This window comes from Myroides sp. WP-1, from assembly GCF_014145635.1.
In the GTDB taxonomy this organism is placed as follows: Bacteria; Bacteroidota; Bacteroidia; order Flavobacteriales; family Flavobacteriaceae; genus Flavobacterium.
In genome coordinates this window covers 1-20,399 of record NZ_JACHTC010000018.1, presented here as the reverse complement: position 1 = coordinate 20,399, position 20,399 = coordinate 1, and the positions used below count along the sequence as shown (strand labels likewise).

The 20,399-nt window shown below is 36.5% G+C and carries 17 protein-coding genes; 7 read left to right on the top strand and 10 right to left on the bottom strand.

Going from position 1 to position 20,399, the window contains the following annotated elements:
- Nucleotides 1–3 precede the first annotated feature (3 nt).
- The 7 genes from H4K33_RS13680 to H4K33_RS13650 all read right to left on the bottom strand — a co-directional run bounded on the left by H4K33_RS13680 (nt 4) and on the right by H4K33_RS13650 (nt 8,231).
- Nucleotides 4–1,125 carry a GNAT family N-acetyltransferase gene (locus tag H4K33_RS13680; protein WP_220485331.1) on the bottom strand — a complete coding sequence of 374 codons (1,122 nt, stop codon included), beginning with the start codon at nt 1,123–1,125 and terminating at the stop codon, nt 4–6.
- Entirely contained in the window at nt 1,125–1,994 is an 870-nt protein-coding gene (gene rfbA / locus H4K33_RS13675) for a glucose-1-phosphate thymidylyltransferase RfbA (protein ID WP_182649933.1), read from the bottom strand. Before rfbA ends, H4K33_RS13680 begins: the two co-directional genes overlap by 1 nt.
- 68 nt (nt 1,995–2,062) lie before the next feature.
- Nucleotides 2,063–3,109, bottom strand: coding sequence for a dTDP-glucose 4,6-dehydratase (gene rfbB / locus H4K33_RS13670; RefSeq protein ID WP_182649931.1), 1,047 nt, complete (start codon nt 3,107–3,109; stop codon nt 2,063–2,065).
- Nucleotide 3,110: 1 nt separating this feature from the next.
- Nucleotides 3,111–4,319, bottom strand: coding sequence for a UDP-N-acetyl-D-mannosamine dehydrogenase (gene wecC / locus H4K33_RS13665; protein ID WP_182649929.1), 1,209 nt, complete (start codon nt 4,317–4,319; stop codon nt 3,111–3,113).
- A 41-nt stretch (nt 4,320–4,360) separates the two neighbouring features.
- Complete coding sequence (gene wecB, locus H4K33_RS13660) at nt 4,361–5,479, bottom strand: non-hydrolyzing UDP-N-acetylglucosamine 2-epimerase (RefSeq protein WP_182649927.1); 1,119 nt, start codon at nt 5,477–5,479, stop codon at nt 4,361–4,363.
- Nucleotides 5,480–5,506: 27 nt separating this feature from the next.
- Nucleotides 5,507–6,916, bottom strand: a complete 1,410-nt coding sequence (locus H4K33_RS13655; protein WP_182649925.1) for a UDP-glucose 6-dehydrogenase — start codon at nt 6,914–6,916, stop codon at nt 5,507–5,509.
- Between the two features lie 16 nt (nt 6,917–6,932).
- Entirely contained in the window at nt 6,933–8,231 is a 1,299-nt protein-coding gene (locus tag H4K33_RS13650; protein ID WP_182649923.1) for a nucleotide sugar dehydrogenase, read from the bottom strand.
- Nucleotides 8,232–8,979: 748 nt separating this feature from the next.
- On the opposite strand from H4K33_RS13650, the gene H4K33_RS13645 reads away from it, so the two are divergent.
- Nucleotides 8,980–9,783, top strand: coding sequence for a DNA alkylation repair protein (locus H4K33_RS13645; RefSeq protein ID WP_182649921.1), 804 nt, complete (start codon nt 8,980–8,982; stop codon nt 9,781–9,783).
- 392 nt (nt 9,784–10,175) lie between these two features.
- Here H4K33_RS13645 and H4K33_RS13640 read toward each other — a convergent pair whose 3' ends face one another.
- Complete coding sequence (locus tag H4K33_RS13640; RefSeq protein WP_182649919.1) at nt 10,176–10,907, bottom strand: YoaK family protein; 732 nt, start codon at nt 10,905–10,907, stop codon at nt 10,176–10,178.
- Nucleotides 10,908–11,184: 277 nt separating this feature from the next.
- Here H4K33_RS13640 and H4K33_RS13635 point away from each other — a divergent pair, with 277 nt between their 5' ends.
- From H4K33_RS13635 to H4K33_RS13615, 5 genes are all read left to right on the top strand, one after another.
- Nucleotides 11,185–13,092, top strand: a complete 1,908-nt coding sequence (locus tag H4K33_RS13635; RefSeq protein WP_182649917.1) for a histidine kinase — start codon at nt 11,185–11,187, stop codon at nt 13,090–13,092.
- A gap of 10 nt (nt 13,093–13,102) precedes the next feature.
- Nucleotides 13,103–13,843, top strand: a complete 741-nt coding sequence (locus tag H4K33_RS13630) for a LytTR family DNA-binding domain-containing protein (RefSeq protein ID WP_182649915.1) — start codon at nt 13,103–13,105, stop codon at nt 13,841–13,843.
- Nucleotides 13,844–14,171: 328 nt separating this feature from the next.
- Nucleotides 14,172–14,798, top strand: a complete 627-nt coding sequence (locus H4K33_RS13625) for a hypothetical protein (protein ID WP_182649913.1) — start codon at nt 14,172–14,174, stop codon at nt 14,796–14,798.
- A gap of 818 nt (nt 14,799–15,616) precedes the next feature.
- Nucleotides 15,617–16,036: a cold-shock protein gene (locus H4K33_RS13620; RefSeq protein ID WP_182649911.1), complete on the top strand. Its 420-nt coding sequence runs from the start codon at nt 15,617–15,619 to the stop codon at nt 16,034–16,036.
- A 15-nt stretch (nt 16,037–16,051) separates the two neighbouring features.
- Nucleotides 16,052–16,246, top strand: a complete 195-nt coding sequence (locus H4K33_RS13615) for a cold-shock protein (protein ID WP_002991706.1) — start codon at nt 16,052–16,054, stop codon at nt 16,244–16,246.
- Nucleotides 16,247–16,500: 254 nt separating this feature from the next.
- On the opposite strand, the gene H4K33_RS13610 is transcribed toward H4K33_RS13615, so the two are convergent.
- Nucleotides 16,501–18,117, bottom strand: a complete 1,617-nt coding sequence (locus tag H4K33_RS13610) for an ABC-F family ATP-binding cassette domain-containing protein (RefSeq protein ID WP_182649907.1) — start codon at nt 18,115–18,117, stop codon at nt 16,501–16,503.
- A gap of 178 nt (nt 18,118–18,295) precedes the next feature.
- On the opposite strand from H4K33_RS13610, the gene H4K33_RS13605 reads away from it, so the two are divergent.
- On the top strand, nt 18,296–19,702 hold the full coding sequence (locus tag H4K33_RS13605) for a hypothetical protein (protein WP_182649905.1): 1,407 nt from the start codon (nt 18,296–18,298) through the stop codon (nt 19,700–19,702).
- Between the two features lie 461 nt (nt 19,703–20,163).
- Here the strand turns inward: H4K33_RS13605 and H4K33_RS13600 are convergent.
- The coding region (locus H4K33_RS13600; protein WP_255493736.1) for a hypothetical protein at nt 20,164–20,399 on the bottom strand (236 nt) is incomplete at its 5' end.

Here is a 20,399-nt window from a genome sequence, read left to right as displayed (position 1 = left end):
TACTTACTTTCTCTTAAGAACTTGATTATACGAGACTACTACTAATTTATCATTTTTATCCATCACTTTAACAACACAGATATAAACGCCTTTTTCTGTTTTAAACGGAGTTGTCACAACAAATCGATATGATTCGTTCAAATACATTGGAGCTAAGAAAATATTCTTATAGTTCATAAAAATAGATCCTACTCCTGGATATTCGGTACCGATAATTCTTGATATCTCTCCTGTTGCTAATAATCCATGTGCAATTCGATCTTTAAACCCTGATTTTTTAGCAGCTTCTACATCAAAATGAATTTCATTGTAGTCTTTACTTGCTTGAGCGTAACTCTCAATATCACTTTCTTTTACTAAATACTCAAAGCTATGTACTTTTTCTACAGAGTAATTTAACAAGGAATTGATATGTATCGTTGAGAAAGATTCGTTCATATAAAACCCTTCTCTTGCCCAAACTTTTTGTACAGCATAATTTTGAACCTGGGTTGAAACTTTCATTTTCTCAACACCTTTGGCCTGATAATATTTTTGGGTATAACGAATGATATCAGAGTAAATTCCTCCTCCTGAATAATCAGGCATTACCCCATAAAGTACACCTTCTGCAACACCTTCATCTAAGCTACATGTAGCAAAAGCAATAGGTGTTTCTCCGCGGTAAACAAGGAATACTTCTTTTGTTTCTTCATTTAAAAAGTTTAATACCCACTCGATATAGCCTTCTAAAATACCCTCTTTTGACAAATACGGATTAGAGAAATAATGGTTTGTATATCCTTCAAAAATTACCTCTACCATTCCACGAAGTACCTGGGTGTCATTTGCAGTAGCCTTTTTGAAGATCAGGTCTTGATTGCGTAAATCTTGAATGTTGTATTTCAAAAAATCCACAATATAATAAACTAGCGTATCTGTTTGAAAATACTCAAACCCCAGCTTATTCAGCTCTTGCATTTGAAATCCTTTAGAAGAAGGAACACGTAAAAAAACGATATCGGTAAGATTGCTATAAATCGTTTTACTCAATTCTCTTACCTCTATATTTTCAGCACTAGCTCTAACAATATTCATGTTAAAGCGCTTTGATTCTAACTCAGAATAAAAATATTTAGATGCCATTATTTCAATAGATTTTGGATATAATTATAATAATCTCCTTTTAAACCTTCTACTGCACTAAGAATATGATTCTTTTCAACAAATCCCATTCGTATGGCAATTTCCTCCAAACAAGCGATTTTTAGGGATGTTCTTTTTTCTACCGCTTTTACAAACTCGGTTGCTTCCGTTAAGGATTCATGTGTACCGGTATCTAGCCAGGCAAAACCACGACTCATCGTTTGTAGTTTTAATTGATCTAGTGCCAAGTATTCTTGATTTACAGAAGTAATCTCGAGCTCTCCACGGTGTGATGGTTTTACTTCTTTGGCAATTTTTACCACAGAATTTGGATAAAAATACAAACCTACAACTGCATAATTTGATTTGGGTTGTGCTGGTTTTTCTTCCAAACTCAACACATTGCCTTCTGCGTCAAATTCGGCCACGCCATAGCGCTCTGGATCATTAACATAATAGCCAAAAACTACAGCTTTTTGTTCTTTACGAACTGTTTCAACTGATTTTTCTAATACTTGTTGTAGCCCTGCTCCATAGAAAATATTATCTCCCAGTACTAAACAAACATCGTCATTTCCGATAAACTCTTCTCCAATAATAAAAGCTTGTGCTAAGCCATCGGGACTTGGTTGTTCTGCATAACTTAGTTGAATTCCGAATTGGCTACCATCCCCAAATAACTTTTTAAAATTGGGTAGATCATGTGGAGTTGAGATAATAAGTATCTCGCGAATACCTGCCAACATCAATACAGACAGTGGATAATAGATCATGGGTTTGTCGTATATCGGCAACAATTGCTTCGATACGGCAAGTGTTAATGGATGTAATCTCGTCCCAGATCCACCTGCTAATATTATTCCTTTCATAGTTTTTTTCGTTTATATCCTGTCTTTCTTTTAGCTAAATTCTTAAAATCAAAACAAGATAAAATTTATTATTTATACTGTTCTTTATAGTAATCTTGATAAGCACCACTAGTTACATTGTGCAACCATTCTTGATTACTCATGTACCAAGCGATGGTTTTGGCTAATCCCTCAGGAAATGTCACTGACGGCGACCACCCTAACTCTTTATTAATCTTCGTTGCATCGATAGCATAGCGCAGATCATGACCTGGTCGATCTTTGACAAAAGTGATTAATTGCTCACTTTCTCCTTTTTCACGCCCAAGAACAGCATCCATTTGCATACATAGTTCCTTTACTAAATCGATGTTCTTCCATTCGTTAAATCCGCCTATATTGTATGTTTCGGCATTTCCTCCTTTGTGGAATACATCATCAATAGCTCTTGCATGATCAATCACAAACAACCAATCACGGGTATATTTTCCATCTCCATAAATGGGCAATGGTTTTTTATTGATAATGTTGTGAATACACAAGGGAATTAATTTCTCTGGAAAGTGATTGGGTCCATAGTTATTAGAGCAGTTGCTCACTACATAAGGCATACCGTAAGTTTCTCCATAAGCACGTACAAAGTGATCCGAGCTAGCTTTAGAAGCTGAATAAGGCGAATTTGGATCATAAGCCGTTGTTTCATAAAAGAAACCTGTTTCTCCTAAACTACCGTATACTTCATCTGTACTCACGTGATAGAAGCGCTTTCCGTCCCAATTGCCTTGCCACAGCGATTTAAACGCTTGAAGCAAATTCACTGTACCTATTACGTTGGTGCGAACAAAGGCTAAAGGATCTGTGATTGAACGATCAACATGTGATTCAGCAGCAAGGTGAATAACCGCATCAAATTGTTCTTGTTGAAACAAGTCTTGAATAAATTGTTCATCCGTAATATCTCCTTTTACAAACGTATAATTAGGGGCCTTTTCTAAATCGCTTAAATTCTCCAAATTACCTGCATAGGTCAACGCATCAAGATTGTAAATTTGATAATTGGGGTATTTAGTCACAAACTGGCGTACCACGTGTGATCCAATAAATCCTGCTCCTCCTGTAATAACTATTTTTTTCATCTTACTTAATTATCCCACAAAAATCTAAAACTACTTTATTTTCTGCTATTTCTAAGGTTTTAAACTCATTATGAGCAACTAAGAACACAACAATATCAGCTTTTTCAACAGCTACTTTATAATCCGTTAGTTTAAATACTTTGTGATCATGTACATTTGGTTCAACGATAAACATATCTGCATCACCTGAATCTTGTAAGATGCGTTCAGCAATGTAAATTGCTGGTGATTCACGTAAATCATCAATATTTGGTTTAAACGCTAATCCCATAACTGCAATAGCTGGTTGGCGACCTTCTTTTAATTCAAATTCTAAACGAGCCGATTTTACTTTCTCAGCACACCAGAATGATTTATAATTGTTTATTTCTCTAGCTTGAGCAATAATTCTCGATTCCATTGGAAATTCAGAAACAATAAAATAAGGATCTACAGCAATACAATGTCCTCCAACTCCACAGCCCGGTTGTAAGATATTTACACGAGGGTGTTTGTTTGCTAATTCAATTAGTTCCCACACGTTGATTCCCGCCTTATCACAGATCAAAGACAACTCATTTGCAAAGGCAATTTGCACGTCGCGAGAAGAGTTTTCTGTTAACTTACACATTTCTGCTGTACGTGCATTGGTTTTGTGCAGAGTACCTTGTACAAACTGACTATAAAAAGCCACAGCTTTATCTGTAGAAGCGGCATCTACACCTCCTATTACGCGATCATTGTGAACCAATTCATACATTACATTTCCGGGTAATACACGCTCTGGACAATATGCTAAATAGATTTTTCCTACTAATTCTGGACGCTCAGTAAAGATGTATTCCATCATTTTCTCTGTTGTTCCAACAGGTGATGTAGATTCAATGATGTATAAATCACCTTCTTTCAACAAAGGTAAAATAGCTGTAGTAGCTGCTTTTACGTACGAAATATCCGGTTCATGATTTCCTTTAAACGGTGTAGGCACAACAATTAAATAAGTACTAGCCTCAATAGGTGTTGTTGCCGCTTTTAAATAACCATTATTCACTGCTTCTGCAACGGCCTTATCCAAATCTGGTTCGACAATGTGAATTTTTCCTGCATTAATGGTATCTACCACATGTTGTGAAATATCAACACCATGTACACCAATTTTGTTTTGTGCAATTAGTGCAGATGTTGGTAGTCCGATATATCCTAACCCTATTGTTACTACTTGTGTATTCATTTTTCTAACTCTATTTATTTTTTATGTTGCTCGATACTATATTACAATTTACCAATAAACTCGACGATACGTTGACATGCTTTACCATCTCCGTAAGGGTTGTGTAAAGCAGACATTTTAGCATAGCGTTGTGTGTCTGTTAACAGGCTATTTGCTTCTGCTACTATCTTTTCTTTATCTGTTCCCACCAAAATTACAGTTCCAGCTGCTACAGCTTCTGGGCGTTCTGTTGTTTCACGCATCACTAATACAGGTTTACCTAAACTTGGCGCCTCTTCTTGCACCCCTCCACTATCAGTAACAATCATATAACTTTGATTCATCAACCAAACAAATGATGGATACGCCAATGGATCAATTAATTTAATATTAGAAATACCAGATAAAATTTCATACACTGGTTTTTTAACATTAGGATTTAAGTGAACGGGATAAATAATTTGTACATCCGCATGTGTTGTTGCTATTTCTTTTAATGCTTCACATATACGAATAAACCCATCTCCGTGATTTTCACGTCGATGACCTGTTACTAAAATTAATTTCTTATCCGTTTCAACCATTTGTTTTAATTGGTCAATTTCAGCATTCTGCAAGTCTTCTACTCGCTCTACGCTCTCCAACAAAGCATCAATAACTGTGTTGCCTGTAATTAGAATGTCTTTTGGATTTATATTTTCTCTCAATAGATTTTCCTGAGATGCTGTTGTAGGAGCAAAATGATAATCTGTCACACGTCCTGTAATCTGACGATTAATTTCTTCAGGAAAAGGAGCTCTTTTATTATGTGTACGCAACCCAGCTTCTACGTGGCATACCTCTGCACCACTGTAAAAAGCAGCAATACTCGCCGCCATTGTTGTAGTTGTGTCTCCGTGTACATAAACATAGTCAGGTTTAAACTCCTCTAAAATATCCTTTAACCCTACAATGATATCTCCTGTTAAAGAATACAGGTTTTGATTGGGTTTCATCAAATTCAAATCATACTCCGGTACGATCTCAAAGAATTCTAAAACTTGGTCCAACATTTCTCTGTGTTGCGCTGTTACACATACACGAGTATCAAACTGATCTTTATGCCTTTTAAACTCTTTTACCAGGGGTGCCATTTTAATAGCTTCTGGTCTTGTACCGAATACAATTAAATTCTTTTTCATTTTGCTTGCTATAATTTAAATTACAATCTATTTTTTTAATTTTCCTCTCCCTATCGTATACACTTCAAAACCAATTTGTTCCAATGCTTGACGGTCTAAAATATTACGTCCATCAAAGATAAACGCTGGTTTTTGCATTTCATTGTAAACGCGTTGCCAATCATAGGTTTTAAATTCGTCCCATTCCGTTAGCACTGCAATACCATGTGCATCTTTTAAAGCCTCATAAGGGTCTTGGTGTACGGTAAGGTGTTTTTTATTTGCTTCTGGCTCACGGGTAGCCAAATAGTCTAAATCAGACAACATTTGCTGTGCAGTTACTTTCGGATCATACACGTGAATTTGTGCTTCTTCTTCAATCAAATCATTGGCTACATAAATAGCTGCAGACTCACGGGTATCATTGGTGTCTTTTTTGAATGCCCATCCTAAGAATGCAATTTTCTTATCGTTTACGGTATTGAACAACGTACTTACGATGTTTTCTGCAAAACGGCGCTTTTGGTAGTCGTTCATCAAGATCACTTGTTCCCAGTAATCCGCCACTTCTTCTAAACCATAAGATTTAGCGATATACACCAAGTTTAAAATATCTTTTTGAAAACACGATCCTCCAAAACCTACAGATGCTTTCAAAAACTTACTTCCGATACGGCTATCTGTTCCGATAGCTCTAGCTACTTCGCTCACATCTGCTCCCGAAGCTTCACATAGTTCTGAAATAGCATTGATGGAAGACACGCGTTGAGCTAAATAAGCATTTGCAGTTAATTTTGACAATTCTGACGACCAAACGTTGGTGCGTAAAATGCGCTCTTGGGGTACCCAAGCTCCGTAAATAGCAGCTAACGCTTCGATTGCCTCTTGTCCTTTTGGCGTTTCAGCCCCTCCAATCAACACGCGATCAGGATTCATCAAATCTTGAATGGCTGTTCCTTCTGCTAAGAACTCTGGGTTTGACAAGATTTGGAATTCCACTCCATTACCCGTTTGATCTAAAATACGCTTAATCGCTTGTGCTGTACGCACGGGCAGTGTTGATTTCTCAACTACGATTTTATCCGTTTTTGCTACACGGGCAATTTGACGCGCACAGAGTTCAATGTATTTTAAATCGGCAGCCATTCCCTTTCCTTTACCATACGTTTTGGTCGGAGTATTAACGGAAATAAAAATCATATCCGCTTCGTCAATAGCTTTATCTACGTTGGTATCAAAAAATAAGTTACGTCCTCTTGCTTCTGCTACAACAGCATCCAAACCTGGTTCATAAATGGGTAATTTATCTAGGTTTGGATCATTCCACGCCTGAATACGCGCTTCATTGACATCAACTACCGTAATCTGAATATGAGGGTTTTTATACGCAATAACGGCCATAGTAGGTCCACCTACATAACCTGCCCCCACACAACAAATCTTAGTAACTTTTTTCATTCTACCTTTAATCTTATTATAATCTACTATCTACTTTATCTTTGTCTAACACACTTTTGGTGTCAAATACAACGCCTGTATGATGTACTAATTCACTGACGTTTAATTTATCAAATTCTTTATGTGCTGTAGTTAATACCACAGCATCGTATTGTTTTTTGAGTATATCTATCGATGACACAAGTTCTAAACCGTATTCGTCTCTCACTTCGCTGGGGTTTACCCACGGATCGCAAACGTCAACAGCTATGCCGTAAGAAATCAACTCTTCATATATCTTCGCCACTTTGGTATTGCGCGTATCCGGACAATTTTCTTTAAAAGCAAAGCCCAATAACAACACCTTAGCTTGGCTTACATTGATGTTTTTTTGCACCATAAGTTTCACTACCTTACTCGCGATAAAAACGGGAATTTCGTCGTTTACTCGTCTACCTGAAAGAATCACATCTGGGTAATACCCCAACTGAATGGCCTTATGTGCTAAATAATACGGATCTACTGAAATACAGTGTCCTCCTACTAATCCGGGTTTAAACTTCAAGAAGTTAAACTTGGTTCCTGCAGCCTCCAACACTTCTTGGGTATCAATACCAATACGGTCAAAGATCAACGCCAGTTCATTAACAAAAGAAATATTGACATCGCGTTGTGCATTTTCAATTACTTTTGCTGCTTCTGCCACTTTGATAGAAGTTGCTTTATGAGTTCCGGCATGAATGATTTGTTGGTAGAGTTGATCTATTTCTTCTGCAATAGCAGGTGTGCTACCCGAAGTTACTTTAACAATAGTTTCTAACGTATTAACCTTATCTCCAGGATTGATTCGCTCTGGTGAATATCCAACGTAAAAGTCGCGGTTAAATTGTAGTTTGGATGTGGCTTCTATCACAGGGATACACTCTTCTTCGGTACATCCGGGATATACCGTAGATTCATAAATCACGATATCATCAGGCTTCAGTACCTCTCCTACCAAGCGAGAAGCGCTTTTTAACGGAGATAAATCAGGTGCATTAAATTGATTGATTGGCGTTGGAACAGTAATAATAAAAACATTAGCGTCAGCTAAATCTTTAATTTCACAACTAGGTAAATATCCAACAACACCACCAGAAGTTTGGTAGGTCATCAACGATACCTTTAACTGCTCTTGATCTGCTTCTTTGGTATCATCTTGCGCTTGTTGCAAACACGAAATGCGCTTTGCATTAATATCAAATCCCACTACTGGGTAGTGTTTTGAAAATGCTAAAGCCAAAGGCAAACCAACGTAGCCTTGCCCTATAACAGCAATCTTAAATTTCTTTTTCATTTTTTGTTACTTTCTTATTACTTAAAAATTCAGATAAAAAAGTAAGGTGTTTTTAGCTTAAGCTATTTCCCTAAGCACACAAAGGTACATTTTTTAACCATTTCGCATAACATTCCTTTTATTATTTTTAAGTAAAAGCATTCTCCCACTCCCTTAAAAAATCATGCATTAAATATATAAAAAGTTAAATACGTTTAAATTACAGAACTTATATTATTATATATCAGCGTTTATTGGATTTTTATGAGTTGTTGTTTGGTGTTTGTTGTTTGGTGTTTGTTGTTTGGTGGTGAGATGGTGAGGTGGTGAGGTGGTGAGATGGTGAGATGGTGAGATGGTGAGATGGTGAGATGGTGAGAACACCTCTATCCTCTATCCTCTTTCCTCTTTCTATCCTCTATCCTCTATCCTCTTTCCTCTTTCTATCCTCTTTCCTCTTTATCTCACTTATTTTATATTTGTTTTGGTGTTCGATGAATATATCTCACCGAGTTTATATTGGTTTTTGTGTTCGATGAATATATCTCACTGAGTTTATATTTGTTTCGGTGTTCGATGAATCTACACTGCGTTTCGATTTTCACTGCGTTTCGATTTTCACTGCGCTGCGATTTCCTCTTTCCTCTATCCTCTATCCTCTTTCCTCTATCCTCTTTCCTCTTTCCAAAAAAACATAGGTGACATTTTTATGCGGTATTGCAAGGTCAAAAAAAGATAACAACCTTTGTATGAACATAGAGAAAAAAAAATGGATCAAGTAAAACGAAAAGGTTCTAAAACAGTTGCGGGGATTCCGCCTGAACTATTGGAGCAGTTAAACCGAGGTGAAATTGAAACAGCTAATTTAGTTGAATGGCTCGCTATTGACTCAAGTATATTACTACAAACGGTCTTGGAGCAGTGCGATAGAACGGACTATTTACCTGCGACACTTGCGGCAATAGCTGCGTTAAAGAAACCTACAATTACCCTGAGAAATGCAACTATTGGCGAACTTCTCCTTCAACAAGCGACAACAGCCAAAGACGAGAAGCTCTTTTCTATCTTGAGTCATCACCCTGCTGATATGGTTCGTTGTTGGGCCACCTACATGATTGGACTACACCCGACATATAGTCCCTTAGAAAAATTAAATGCTATTCAAGCTTTTGCTGCTGACACGCATTTTGGTGTTCGAGAAACAGCATGGATGGCGGTTCGCCCTACTATTATTGCCAATTTATCGCTGAGTTTAGAAACACTCTTGCCTTGGACACTAAACGCTGATGAAAATATCCGTCGCTTTGCTACTGAATCTATTCGTCCGCGTGGCGTTTGGTGTGCACACATCGAAATACTAAAAAACAATCCGGCACTAGCCTTGCCTTTATTGGAAAATCTTCGCAATGATCCTGCTAAATACGTGCAAGACAGCGTAGCCAACTGGTTGAATGACGCCAGTAAAACACAACCCGATTTTGTGCGTAACCTCTGTGCACAATGGTTGAAAGAAAGCAATACTAAAGCTACAACCTATATTGTTAAAAAAGCGATGAGAACGATTGATAAGTAATTTATTGGTTGAGTTGTTGAGGCGTTGAGTTTCTTGTTGAGTTGTTGAGTTTCTCGTTAAGTAAAAACGCTGTAATAAGAAGGTATTTACTTTCTTTCAACAATCTCATCGTCCAATCGCCTCACCATCTATCTCACTTATTTTATATTTGTTTTGGTGTTCGATGAATATATCTCACTGAGTTTATATTGGTTTTTGTGTTCGATGAATATATCTCACTGAGTTTATATTTGTTTCGGTGTTCGATGAATCTACACTGCGTTTCGATTTTCACTGCGTTCCGATTTCATCGTCTCACCATCTCACCAACTCAACATCTCACCATCTCACCATCTCAACATCTCAACATCTCAACGCCTCACCAAACACCAAACACCGAACACCAAACACCCCTACAAACGAATTCGCCTTCTCAAAGTATAATAGCTCATGAGCAATTGATCGTACCAAAGCGCAAACAACAGCAGTATAGCAGCTAAGACGAGTGTTTTAAACTGATAGTGAAAGTACAAAAATCCGCCCGCTACACAGCCAACGAAGAAACAGCCAATAATGGCAAGCATTAAGAAGACACTTCGGAAGAGACGCACACGTTCTGCTCTATTCTTATAAAAGAACAATTGAGAGAGTACAATTCCCAAATCGGTAAATAACCCTGTAAGATGTGTTGTTCGAACCACTGCACCGGAAACTCTCGTTACCAAGGAGTTTTGTAACCCCATAGAGAACAGGAGCACCAAAGCACAGAAAACGCTGTATTTCTGCAATGCGCCTTCATAAAAAATATCAACAGCACTAATTCCTACCAACAAGATCACTTCTATCAAAATCGGAATTACATAAGATACTTCCGGTTTGTGTTTAAGTACCCATTCCATAATAAGGCTAGATATAAAAGAACCCAACAAAAAGAAAAAAGTATAAATGAGGTAAACTAAGGCTCTACTGTAGTTTTCTTCGATAAATTCCTCTGCAAAAAAAGCAAAATGTCCTGTCACATTGGTAGTTAGGGTACTCAATCCCAATACTCCTACAATATTAACGATCCCCGCCACACCTGATAGTACGGAAGCTAATTTGAGATTATGTGAATATGCCCGATTTTTACCTTGATGCCTAAACATGATCCGAAGTCCTTTTTTTCAAAGGTACAAAATCCATTGTGATGTTTGTTGTTTGTTGATTGTTGTTTGTTGATTGTTGATTGTCGTTTGTTGATTGTTGTTTGTTGATTGTTGTTTGAGGTCTAACACCGTTTTTCTCTTTTTTAGTAAAAAATTATAATTTAAGTTTGCTGATCGGTTGTGAATTGGTGAGTTGGTGAGACGGTGAGTTGTCTTCTCTCTCAACACCTCAGCACCTCAACACCTCAACAATAATCAACAATCAACACAAAAAAAAATGCTTCGTATACTCTCCTTTTTACTTGCGATACTCCTGCTAAGTAGTTGTGAAAAAAAAGCCTCTAGTTTATCAGAAAAAAAATGGAGCACTCCCTCAGACACGACTCAATCAAAAAAGAGTTTAGCACTATACATTAGTTTGGATACGATCGCGGCGCTAGATCGCAAGCAAGTGATAGAAGAAGCACTTCATCAGTCTGACTCACAGTTCAAGCGCTCTCCATATGGACTTTACTTCCAGAGTCTCTTGTTTCAGTACACACAGCAGCAAGATAGTTCGGATCTTTATTTTAAACAGGCTTTTGAAGCGTATCCGGCAGTAGATCCCGTTTGGCAGCGTTTATTGACATATACCAAGCTTGGGCAAGAAATTAAATATCAAAGAGTAGCTTCGGTGGAATTCATGGAATTGCTCTATCAACAATTGGACCTCGTAAACAAGCACGCAACGATTTTAGATTATCAATTGTATGATTTACTTGCAAAAGCGTATTTCTTAAATGGCGATATGGAACGTTCTCTTGACTTTACAGAACGTTATTATGCTCAGCATCCTTTCAGGGATAACCGTCGCATTAAAACGCGTTTTTATGACATTTCATTTTTATTAGCTGCCGAATTACAAGACCAAAATCAGGCGCAAGCGGCCTTACAACAGTTAAAAGTATTACTAAGAGACTCGAATGACGAAATTGCTATAGCGCGTTACTACGATATGGAAGCACGTTATTTTGCACTGATTGGTCATTTTGATGAGGCCCTACAAAGTAGTAAACGCTACTTTCATTACAACAAGAAACGCAATCAGCTTCATCCGACAGTATACAATAATTTAGCGACTAGTTTTGAACGCAATCAACAACTTGACTCTGCTATTCACTACTATAAAGAGGGAATTGCGTTGGCGCAACAAATGAAAATTCTGGAACAAAATCAACTCTATGGTGGATTGAGTAATGTATACAAACACAAAGGTGATTATCAACAGGCACTTATTGCTTTAGACTCTTCTTTTGCGCATTCAACTCGGATAAAAGAAAAAGTAAATGCCAGTAAACTCCATGAACTAGAACTCCAATATCAAACTAAACAAAAGGATGTGGAGATCTCCTCTCTCAAGGAGAATTATCAATTGCAGAGAAAAACATTTTTACAACAGCGTTGGATCACTTCGTTTATTGTACTCTTTATCATTGGTTTGCTTTCTTACTCTTTGATTTTATATCGCCAGCGATTGCTTAGCGAAAAAAACAAGGGACTCGCCATTGAAAACAAAAAAATGGAGCTAGAACAGCGTCTACTACAAGTACAACTCAATCCGCATTTTATTTACAATGCAATTGCCAACCTACAAGGTTTTATCAACCAGGAAGACAAAGTAAAAGCCAATCGATATTTGATCACTTTATCAAAAATGATCCGCAATATTCTCGAACTCAATCGCCGCGATTTTGTTACTTTATCGGAAGATTTGAATGCGATTGAAAATTACCTTCAGGTTCAACAAATGCGATATAACAATTCTTTTGACTTTCGGATAGACTGCACAGCTATCAATACGGATGAAATACTCATTCCGCCCATGCTGCTACAACCTTTTATAGAAAACGCCATTGAACACGGGTTTAAGAACATAGCGTATCGGGGGATACTAACCCTAACGGTAAAAGAAAAAGACGAACAACTTCTCCTCTATATTCGCGACAATGGGTGCGGATTACAGCCCAAAGAAGCGACGGCAAATACCACAAAACAATCACTCGCGCAAGTTATTACACAAGAGCGCTTGGATGCTCTATTTCACTCAGAGAAGAAACGAGCTTTTTTTCGTTTGTATCCCATAGAAGATGAAACTTCAGGTACTGGCGTTGAAGTTCTGTTGTGTATTCCTCTTATTTATGCTTAATATTGTTCCTATGAAAGTTTATATTCTCGAAGACGAAGTTGCTATTTTAAAATACATTCTATCTCTAGTGGTTGATATTCCATATCTTCAGCTTGTGGGGTATTCTGATTCTATTAGCAAAGCACATCCTGAAATACTTGCTCAACAACCCGACCTGATTTTGGCAGACATCCAACTCAAAGACGGTACGAGCTTTGAACTATTACAGCAGATAAACAATCCCAACATGCAGCTCATCTTCATTACAGCCTATAGTCAATATGCAATAAAAGCATTGAACCTAGGTGCTTTGGGCTATTTGGTAAAACCACTTGACGACCAAGAATTTACACAAGCAATCGAACGCTGTTATGAACGACGAAATCTACATGTTTTTGCAGAAGAACAACTACAAGTAGCTATGGAGCAACTACAAACTCCGCAACCTCCTCAACGCCTTGCGTTGAAAACGTTTCACTTTACACAAATTGTCTGTGTTGCCGATATCGTGTACTGTCAAAGTGATAAAGGCTATACGACATTTTATTTGGCCAATGGAGACAAACTTATGGTTTCTAAGGTGATCAAAGAATATGAAGAGCTGTTGCTACCTGCCCATTTCATTCGCTGTCATCAATCGTTCTTGGTCAATACAACCTATATCAGCAAATATTACAAAGAAGGTCACCTCGAATTGGTAGATCAAACGATTATTCCCGTATCTGAACGAAAAAAAGAAGCGATTACAGCCTATATACAGCGCATTTCCTAGCCTAGTTTTCAACGAATAATCCAACAAACGCAACGAATATTGATTGCGCATAGACGAAAATCAATACAGCCTATCTTTCGTAGCGAAAGCACTTACCTTTGCCCCATCGTAAAGAAATTCAGTAGACCATAAACAGACTACTTGTGTTGTGTGCAATAAGTTGAATCGCGTTTACATCGACTATTTTCTTTTCGATACTCTTTGTTTGTTCTATAAATCAACCGTTATGAAGAATAAATCAAGTAATGTTGCTGCTAATGTGCAGGTAAATGATTTATTCTTCACTTGGTTTTCTAACAGATATAAACACAATTAAGAATAAAAGTATATGAAAAAGTCAGTTATCCTATTTAGTACAATCGTTTCATTTTTAGCTTTTTCTTGTGGAAGCGATACTGCGATCCACTTACAAGAAGAAAACAATGCCGCTGTACTAAAAGCAGAAGTAGAAAAAGCATTTTCACCCGATATGGAAGTTAGTGAGTTACTCCTATCAACCCCGCCACTTGATACGAGATTACAAAACATCTCAGTTGAATTTTGGGAAGGTGAAGAAGAATTTCAACAGTTTTACAACCTAAAAGAAGGCATGCAACCCAAAGAAGAAACACTAGCTTCTCAAAATATAAAACGCCTTCCTCAGATACCGGCAAAATCAAAAGACCTTGTTTTTACAATTAAAGATGTAGACTATAGTAAAACCTACGAAAACTTCATCAAAGCCGTTACGATGGTTATGGAAGAATACCCTGAAGATAGTGATGAAACCTACAACAATTTTGTGCTACACAGCTACAGATTTAAAGCAGAGGGAAAAAATAAAATAAGAGCTTCTTTAACGCTTCACGCAAAAAAAGTAGGTGAAGCAGTGCGATACAAAAAGAGATCAACATCGACAAATTATTACGAATTCTCTTTTGTTGTATTAGAAGATGGAACACTTGAATGGAGATAGAGATCGTGAGTTGTGGGTGGTGAGATGAAAATCTCGACAATCAACAAACGACAATCAACAATCAACAAACAAAAGAAATAGAAGTTTACATACCCCACAATACAAAAAAATTGCTATAAAAGAAAGACGCGTTTAGTAAGGCATATTGAGCAAAGTATCAATATCAAAACAGTCAATCTAAAACGAAGACGCAAGAGGTTTGTTCCTTTTGCGTTTTTTCTTTTCTTGATGTATACTTGTCCATCCATAGAACGATGAATTGCTCTAAACTTTCTCTAATTGGTAAAAAATCGCTCTTTTGAACCTGCTTTTTGTCCTTTTTTCATTCCATAGCCCTGCTATTCAACTTAAAAACGCCTTTAATCAGACTCAAAATAGTTTATTTTCACTTCAATTAAAAAAGTCAAGATGGATTCAATTCAAAAAACGAAGCTTATAGCAGATTTCTATTTGTGTTGAATAAAAAAATATTTTTTAACTAAAAACCTTTTTCTAATTAAAAAAACAATACCTTTGTCGGGATTTCGGCAATTAAACTATATTGTATAGCCTGGTAAATTTCAATCGAAGAGTATTCTTCGTTTAACTTTTTCAAACTTTTACTACTGTTTTTGCATTTATCACCAAAAGATAAATATTGTTTATTTTCATACGTAGTAAGTCAGTTTTTTTATCCAAACAAACTTCTCATTTCACTTCTTAAGGAAGAACCCCATGGGGCTACATATTTAATAAATCATATTACTCTTTGTTGCTGTACAAGCAACACCTATATATAAACCTGCAGATGCTTTGAGCATTTGTTAACTATTCAATTAATGGCAGACTCATTTTTTAAAAAAGAAAACAACAAAAAGAAAAAACAAAAACAAGAAGAAAAATTAAAACGCAGAGAAGAGCGTAAACAACACAATAATAAAGGAAAGGATTTAGAGGATTTATTTGTTTATGTAGATAAACAAGGACAATTAACTCACCTAACCCCAGAAGAACAAGCCTTGCAAGAAAAGCAAGACTACAAGAATACAGAAAAAATCTCTCAAGAAAATCACGAAGGTACCATCAGTTATGTTACGGATAAAGGATATGCTTTTGTTATCGATTCTAAGACGAGAGAGAGTATTTTTCTTCACCAAAATGATCTGAATATACCTTTGGAAAAAGGATTAAAAATAAGCTTTAAATTAGAGCAAAGTAAAAATGGAATTAGAGCTGTAGAAGCAGCTAAAACAGAATAATAAATTCAATTAATTATGCAACAAGGAACAGTAAAGTTTTTTAATGAAACAAAAGGGTTTGGTTTTATTACACCAGACGATAACGGAGCAGATATTTTCGTACACACTTCAGGTTTAGTTGACCGTATCCGTGAAAACGACGTAGTTACTTACGAAGTTGAAAAAGGAAAAAAAGGTTTAAACGCAGTTGAAGTTAGAAGAGTTAGATAATTAACGACTAACAGTTTACAGTTAACGGTAAATTATCAGCAACAAAAAAGCCAATCCATTTAGTTGGGTTGGCTTTTTTTGTGGTTATCGGTTATCAGATAATTTTCTGATTTAAGGATGTTTTTTCTTTAATCGATTATCTAGCAAAAAAGCAACTTGCGAAAAGCAAAAAACAAAAAAAGCCACCCCTACAAAGGAATGGCTTTTCTTACAATTGAAAAATCTTCTGTAAACCGTTAACCGTAAACCGTTAACTATTTATACATTTTATCTCTTAATTCTTTTACTTTCGGATCATCCAAATAGTCTTCAAACGTCATATAGCGATCGATTACACCATTTGGTGTTAATTCCAAGATACGCGTTCCCACAGTTTGTGCGAATTCTTTATCGTGTGTAGTGAACAACACCGTACCTTTAAATCCTTTTAATGAGTTATTAAAAGCCGTAATTGACTCTAAGTCTAAGTGGTTTGTCGGTTCATCTAGCATCAATACGTTTGCTCTAAGCATCATCATACGAGACAACATACAACGTACTTTTTCACCTCCAGACAATACACGACCCGTTTTCAACGCTTCTTCTCCTGAGAAAATCATTTTTCCTAAGAAGCCACGTACATAAACTTCGTCTCTTTCTTCTTCTGTTTTTGCCCATTGACGCAACCAATCCACTAGCGTTAAGTCATTTTCAAAAAACGCATGGTTATCTGCTGGCAAGTAAGATTGAGAAGTAGTAATTCCCCACTCTACTTTACCTGCATCTGCTTTAAGGTTGTCGTTAATAATCTCGTAAAATGCTGTAGTTGCACGAGAGTCGCGAGAGATAACAACAATTTTATCCCCTTTCACCACATTCAAGTCTACATCTTTAAATAGAACCTCACCGTCAATTGAACTTGCCAATCCGGTGATATTCAAGATTTGATCACCTGCTTCCCTATCTTGATCAAAAATGATAGCAGGATAACGACGAGAAGAAGGTTTAATATCGTCTAATTTCAATTTATCGATCATTTTCTTACGAGAAGTTGCTTGTTTTGATTTGGCAACGTTCGCGCTAAAACGGCGGATAAATTCTTCTAATTCAGCTTTTTTCTCCTCTGCTTTCTTGTTTTGTTGAGCTCTTTGTTTAGCAGCCAACTGACTAGATTCATACCAGAATGTATAGTTACCAGAGTAGTGAGTAATCTTACCAAAGTCGATATCCGATACGTGTGTACATACTGCATCAAGGAAGTGACGGTCGTGAGATACAACAAGCACTGTATTTTCATAGTTTGCCAAGAAATTCTCCAACCAACCGATGGTTTCAAAATCCAGGTCGTTGGTCGGCTCATCCATGATTAGTACGTCTGGATTTCCGAATAAAGCTTGCGCTAATAACACGCGAACTTTTAGTTTCGCGTCCATTTCGCCCATTAAAGTATAGTGAAATTCTTCAGCAATTCCCAAGTTAGACAACATTGTCGCTGCGTCAGATTCGGCATTCCATCCATTCATCTCATCAAAGCGAATTTGAAGCTCTCCGATACGATCAGCGTTCTCATCTGTATAATTCAAATACAGTTCGTCCATTTCCTTTTTAACGGCAAACAAATCTTTGTTTCCCATCACCACTGTTTCAAGCACTGTATGCTCATCAAACATGTTGTGGTTCTGGTTTAACACAGACATACGTTTACCAGGCTCTAGAATAACGTGTCCAGATGTAGGATCAATTTCTCCTGATAATATTTTCAAAAAAGTTGATTTACCCGCACCATTTGCACCGATAATTCCATAGCAATTACCTTGTGTAAAGGTTACATTTACTTCATCAAATAAAATTCGCTTACCGAACTGAACTGACAGATTTGAAACTGTTAACATTATTTCTTGTTTGATTTAAATTGTTGCAAAATTACTAAATATATATGAGATTTAATCTCTCTTAATTTATTTCAATTTTGAATTACTTATTTTAACCATATGTTAACAACATTAACTAACCGTAAAACTTACTTTTGTCCTCGACGTCAATTTTTTAACTAGCATTATTCCCCAAACAATGTGTAGTAACTTTTTACATACCAGTATTCGCTATGGTTTATTGCCATTGGTTGTTTTGTTATTTTCTTGTCAAAAGAAATTCGAGACAACCGATTACTCTGCTCATTTCAGTGGCGAAATACAAAACCCAACCACCAATTACATTTTATTTTTCAAAGATAACGACCTATTAGACACGATCTACTTAGATAAAAACAACCACTTTGAAAAGAAATTCGATTCACTTTCACCTGGGCTCTACATTTACCGTATGAACCCCGAATTTCAGTACGTTTATTTTGACAAAAATGACAGCTTACACCTGCGTTTAAACTCCAGAGACTTTGATCATTCTATCATTTTTTCAGGTCGTGGAGCAGAAAAGAACAACTTCTTAATGAACCTTACTGTTAAAAATTTAGTAGACGAATCAACGCGTTACGAAAACTACGATTATGGTGTGAATCAATTCATCCGTTTTATAGACTCTGCACATGCAGCGCGTACCACCTATTATTTACGCAGTAAAGCCATCGTTGGTTGGGGACCTGAGTTTGACATGTATGCCAAAACAAAACTAGATCTTCACTTTTTTAGTCAAAAAGAGATTTACCCTATTGCGCATTATGTTCGAACAAAAGAAGATATCCGAGATCAACTACCTGCCGATTACTATTCATTTCGAAACAAAGTAGATTTCAACAATGAAAAGTTAATCCGCTATTCGTCTTTCACCAAATATTTGGCTATTATGCTAAGTTCAGTTAGCGATGAGTCGGATCTCGATTTTGACAGCCAAACAAAGTTTGACAAAAACATAACAAAACTCAATGTTGTTGACACGTTAATCCGCAACGAAAAGGTAAAGAATACAATTTTAGATAATATAGCATTGATCTACCTCCTGGAAGATCAAAACCTCAATAATAACGATAAGTTTTTTGAAGCGTATTTTAAACTTTCAACCGATACGACACAGCATCAAGAGATTGTAAAAATTCAGAATGCCGTACAAAATCTGAAGTACGAAAATCGCTTACCCCGTGTAGAACTAGTTGATCTCAACGAAAAACCAGTTGAATTCAAAAAGTTGATCAACAAAAAGACACTGATGTTCGTGTGGACCAAAAACGGGTTGGCTCATGCAGAAGCAAGCCATAAAAGAGCTTTACAACTGCTTGAACAAATCCCTAACATTCAGGTTATTTCTGTGTGCATTGACGGAGAACACAACGAATGGAGAGATCTTGTAAGTCAATACAAACACCCCAACTTAATCGAATTGCGCTGTACAGATTTTAATGAGATGAAAGACAAGTGGATTATTACCAAAATACAACGCAGTATCATCTTAAACGCTGATGCTAGTATCCAAGAGGCTTTCGTCAATATCTTCGATCGCAATATAGAAGAGTTATTGAAATAGTTAAATAAAAAAATATCGATCATAGAAAACCACTCCTTTTATAGGGGTGGTTTTTTTTTATGTTGGTTGGGTGCTGTTGGTTGTTTGTTGTTTGTTGAGAGGTTGAGTTCTCTAATAAAGTATCTTATATCCTTTGATTTTAAAGTAATTACTTTGAGAATATCACATTGATATTTCTCTAAACAGGGATAAATACTAGGGTTTAATGTGAAAAAAAAGCAAACTTGTGTTTTGTTTTTACAAAAGTACTTGTACTTTTGTCTATGAAGTTTGAAAAAAACACAATACTTGATTGTGTTTACTTATTTTAAGATATCATAAAAATATTAGTGGGGACTAAATATATTATACTGAAATTCTTAAAAAATATAACCCCTTCCATAGCCTCAAACTTCTCTTTGCTATAGAAGGGGTTTTTTATTAGGGGTTATCTGTTTGTCGTTAACAGTTGGCTCAACACCTCAACATCTCAACACCTCAACAAACAACACCTCAACAAACAACACCTCAACAAACAACACCTCAACAAACAACACCTCAACAAACAACACCTCATCAAACAACACCTCTTCAAACAACACCTCTTCAAACAACACCTCTTCAAACAACACCTCTTCAAACAACACCTCTTCAAACAACACCTCTTCAAACAACACCTCTTCAAACAACACCTCTTCAAACAACACCTCTTCAAACA

Bases quoted from the DNA above. Each gene is read 5' to 3' on its own strand.
- H4K33_RS13680 (WP_220485331.1), bottom strand. From the start codon at position 1,125: ATGGCATCTAAATATTTTTATTCTGAGTTAGAATCAAAGCGCTTTAAC.
- rfbA (WP_182649933.1), bottom strand. From the start codon at position 1,994: ATGAAAGGAATAATATTAGCAGGTGGATCTGGGACGAGATTACATCCA.
- rfbB (WP_182649931.1), bottom strand. From the start codon at position 3,109: ATGAAAAAAATAGTTATTACAGGAGGAGCAGGATTTATTGGATCACAC.
- wecC (WP_182649929.1), bottom strand. From the start codon at position 4,319: ATGAATACACAAGTAGTAACAATAGGGTTAGGATATATCGGACTACCA.
- wecB (WP_182649927.1), bottom strand. From the start codon at position 5,479: ATGAAAAAGAATTTAATTGTATTCGGTACAAGACCAGAAGCTATTAAA.
- H4K33_RS13655 (WP_182649925.1), bottom strand. From the start codon at position 6,916: ATGAAAAAAGTTACTAAGATTTGTTGTGTGGGGGCAGGTTATGTAGGT.
- H4K33_RS13650 (WP_182649923.1), bottom strand. From the start codon at position 8,231: ATGAAAAAGAAATTTAAGATTGCTGTTATAGGGCAAGGCTACGTTGGT.
- H4K33_RS13645 (WP_182649921.1), top strand. From the start codon at position 8,980: ATGGATCAAGTAAAACGAAAAGGTTCTAAAACAGTTGCGGGGATTCCG.
- H4K33_RS13640 (WP_182649919.1), bottom strand. From the start codon at position 10,907: ATGTTTAGGCATCAAGGTAAAAATCGGGCATATTCACATAATCTCAAA.
- H4K33_RS13635 (WP_182649917.1), top strand. From the start codon at position 11,185: ATGCTTCGTATACTCTCCTTTTTACTTGCGATACTCCTGCTAAGTAGT.
- H4K33_RS13630 (WP_182649915.1), top strand. From the start codon at position 13,103: ATGAAAGTTTATATTCTCGAAGACGAAGTTGCTATTTTAAAATACATT.
- H4K33_RS13625 (WP_182649913.1), top strand. From the start codon at position 14,172: ATGAAAAAGTCAGTTATCCTATTTAGTACAATCGTTTCATTTTTAGCT.
- H4K33_RS13620 (WP_182649911.1), top strand. From the start codon at position 15,617: ATGGCAGACTCATTTTTTAAAAAAGAAAACAACAAAAAGAAAAAACAA.
- H4K33_RS13615 (WP_002991706.1), top strand. From the start codon at position 16,052: ATGCAACAAGGAACAGTAAAGTTTTTTAATGAAACAAAAGGGTTTGGT.
- H4K33_RS13610 (WP_182649907.1), bottom strand. From the start codon at position 18,117: ATGTTAACAGTTTCAAATCTGTCAGTTCAGTTCGGTAAGCGAATTTTA.
- H4K33_RS13605 (WP_182649905.1), top strand. From the start codon at position 18,296: ATGTGTAGTAACTTTTTACATACCAGTATTCGCTATGGTTTATTGCCA.